Raw genomic sequence first — 2,732 nt, forward strand, 5'->3', positions numbered from 1 at the left:
AAAGCCAGGGTCAATTGGAGATTTTCCAGTGCAGGTGCGCGCATTCGGTTAGGGCATCTCTATCCTAAATTAAAGCATGCTAACTAGGCAAAGTTTATTTGGTGAACTACTAGTTCCGAAGAGGCAATTCTATGACTGTCCCCACTCAAACGTCTCGAACCGTTGCCGGAGTAATCAACAGCGTTGAAACACACGAAGGGGCCGGATTTCTTGTACGTCGGCCCTTTCCCAAAAGTAGCTTCTCTGAATTTGACCCGTTTCTCCTCCTCGACGAGTTGGGTCCGATTAATCTAAAGCCGGGTCAGGCAAAAGGTGCACCCGATCATCCGCACCGGGGCTTTGAAACCGTCAGCTATGTCTTGGATGGACGGTTAGAACACAAAGATTCTGCGGGGCACGCCGGGCTACTAAATCCAGGTGACGTCCAGTGGATGACAGCAGGTGCCGGGGTCGTGCATTCCGAGATGCCGGAGTCAATGTTTACCCAAACTGGTGGACGGCTCCACGGCATTCAATTATGGGTCAATCTGCCACAACAAGACAAAATGATGCCACCCCGCTATCAGGAAATTCCAGCGGCTCACATTCCGGTCGCTCAAACCGAAGATCGGTTTATGACGGTGCGGGTGATTGCGGGAGAAGCGTTAGGGGCAAAAGCCGTAATTCAGACGCGCACGCCGATAACTTACCTCCACTTCACACTGCAACCAGGGGCAACGATGATCCAGCCTGTACCAAAAGAGTACAACGCCTTTGTCTATGTACTGGAGGGGTCTGGGTTGTTTGGGACAGAGCCAGCGCCTGGTGATGATGGGCAGATGGTGCTCTTTTCTCAAGATGGAGAAGATGTGGCGATCTCCAACCCTGCTGATGCTCAGCGCCCTCTAGAGCTTCTGCTGATTGCAGGTGTACCCCTTAACGAACCAGTCGTGCGCTACGGTCCGTTTGTCATGAACACTGAAGCTGAAATTACCCAAGCGATCAACGACTACCAGGAAGGAAGGATGGGACGGATTGATGCTTAACACATCTCAATATCAGATTAGTCAACATCAACGCTTGAGTGAGTTACGAATCAAACTACTGCATCTGCACAAGCTTTTACTAGAGAGTGAGCGTCTTACCTATGAGCAAGTTCGAGGGCAAGTTTCTAGAGGTGAATTGCTACAACTGGTGATTAGTCATAAGCAGTTTGCCTGGTTGCATCGACTCTCAGAATTGATTATCCAAATCGATGAGTTGCTTCATGCCGATGAATCTGTTACATCAGAGGCAATTGAAGCGATCGACAGTGACATTCGTACACTGCTCAGCCCCGATGAATCAGGCGATGAGTTTGCCATGAAGTATAACACGACGCTTCAACGCCACCCCGATGTCGTGTTAGCTCATGCAGATGTCATGATGTTGCTGACCTTTGACAGTATTTAACCTCCAAAATTCACAGATTCTGAACTTGCTCCGATTGTGTAATTGCAAACCTCCTTGCTTTTCTCCAAAGCACCTATGAGACAGCAGCCAACTTAGGACATTGGGATCGAGTAGCCCTGGAGCGTTCCCCAACCGTGTAAGGCTAACAAATTGCAAATCGCTGAAGCGGATGGACTAGCGACCTTGATACAAAGTTTGAGGCGATCCGCTGCCACTTAGAGATACTGAATGGATAGTGGATAACCGGACACTATTTTTACAAACGGCAGTTATACAACGCGGTAAACAAGGAGCATACCCAAAAATGGTTAAAAGTAGGTTAGAAGCATTCAGTGATGGGGTAATTGCTATTATTATCACCATTATGGTACTGGAGTTAAAAATACCTCATGAGTCAGATTTAGCTGCACTACGTCCGTTGATCCCAATCTTTCTAAGCTATGTGTTGAGTTTCGTGCATGTTGGTATTTACTGGAACAATCACCATCACCTGTTTCAGGCAGTCCGACAAGTGAATGGTTCAACTTTGTGGGCAAACCTACATTTGTTGTTCTGGTTATCATTATTTCCCTTTGTCACCACATGGATGGGTGAAAATCACTTTGCTGCCTTGCCTGTGGCGCTTTATGGTGTGGTTCTATTGTTGGCTGCGATCGCCTACTTCACTCTGACTCGCACACTTGTTTTTCACCACGGTCAAGATTCCACACTTGCAACCGCTCTTGGTCGGAATTTTAAAGGCAAGTCATCGGTATTGATTTATGCAGTTACAATTCCACTTGCTTTTGCAATCCCTTGGTTTGCATGTGCATTATACGTTCTGGTTGCAGTTCTGTGGCTCATTCCCGATCGTCGTATCGAAAAGGCGTTGAACTCATAAAGTTCCATTTTTGATGCAACAAAAACCAGCTAACAAACCCTCTGCACCAGCACGAATATAGGTTGTTGGTCACAGACAAAGGTGATCTGAATCCGGTGCGCGGGACCATTATGCCGCTTAAACCTAAGACGGGAATGTGGCTGGTTCTCGTACTGCGACATCTGGCGCTTTCGCGGCAACAAGATTGTCGAATTAAGAGCTTTCGTAATCCCAGCCGAAGTCAAGGCTGAAACCAGCAATGCAGGGTAAATCATTTGCAAAAGTCAGGATGTATTCCCATGAAAAACGCAACTTATGTGGAGGCTGCTCGGTGGGGTAAGTATCGGGGGTGGCGGTATGTTCTGGGTCTAGTGGTCATTCTCTTTGCGTGGCTGGTGGTCGGGACTGGTGCCAGCGTACTCGTCGCGATCGCGTTTAGCGG

Annotated in this window: 3 protein-coding genes and 2 pseudogenes; all 5 read left to right on the forward strand. The window is 48.0% G+C overall.

Annotated features, from left to right (window positions below; all coding sequences use genetic code 11):
• Positions 1-131: 131 nt before the first annotated feature.
• The gene (locus tag NDA02_RS28160; RefSeq protein ID WP_190790580.1) at positions 132-1,025 is read left to right on the forward strand and encodes a pirin family protein; all 894 of its coding nucleotides are present in this window, start codon (positions 132-134) and stop codon (positions 1,023-1,025) included.
• Positions 1,018-1,431, forward strand: a complete 414-nt coding sequence (locus tag NDA02_RS28165; RefSeq protein ID WP_190790581.1) for a hypothetical protein — start codon at positions 1,018-1,020, stop codon at positions 1,429-1,431. Before NDA02_RS28160 ends, NDA02_RS28165 begins: the two co-directional genes overlap by 8 nt.
• A 44-nt stretch (positions 1,432-1,475) precedes the next feature.
• Positions 1,476-1,571, forward strand: a pseudogene (locus NDA02_RS28170) (DUF5996 family protein); the annotation flags it as partial.
• 164 nt (positions 1,572-1,735) lie between these two features.
• Positions 1,736-2,311, forward strand: a complete 576-nt coding sequence (locus NDA02_RS28175) for a TMEM175 family protein (RefSeq protein ID WP_190790584.1) — start codon at positions 1,736-1,738, stop codon at positions 2,309-2,311.
• 278 nt (positions 2,312-2,589) lie between these two features.
• Positions 2,590-2,732 (forward strand): annotated as a pseudogene (locus tag NDA02_RS28180) (CPBP family intramembrane glutamate endopeptidase); the annotation flags it as partial.

The organism is Leptolyngbya sp. ST-U4 (genome assembly GCF_039962215.1).
GTDB lineage: Bacteria > Cyanobacteriota > Cyanobacteriia > Elainellales > Elainellaceae > Leptolyngbya_A.

What these genes read in the sequence shown, in the direction of transcription:
- NDA02_RS28160 (WP_190790580.1), top strand. Translation starts at nt 132, where the DNA reads ATGACTGTCCCCACTCAAACGTCTCGAACCGTTGCCGGAGTAATCAAC.
- NDA02_RS28175 (WP_190790584.1), top strand. Translation starts at nt 1,736, where the DNA reads ATGGTTAAAAGTAGGTTAGAAGCATTCAGTGATGGGGTAATTGCTATT.
- NDA02_RS28165 (WP_190790581.1), top strand. Translation starts at nt 1,018, where the DNA reads ATGCTTAACACATCTCAATATCAGATTAGTCAACATCAACGCTTGAGT.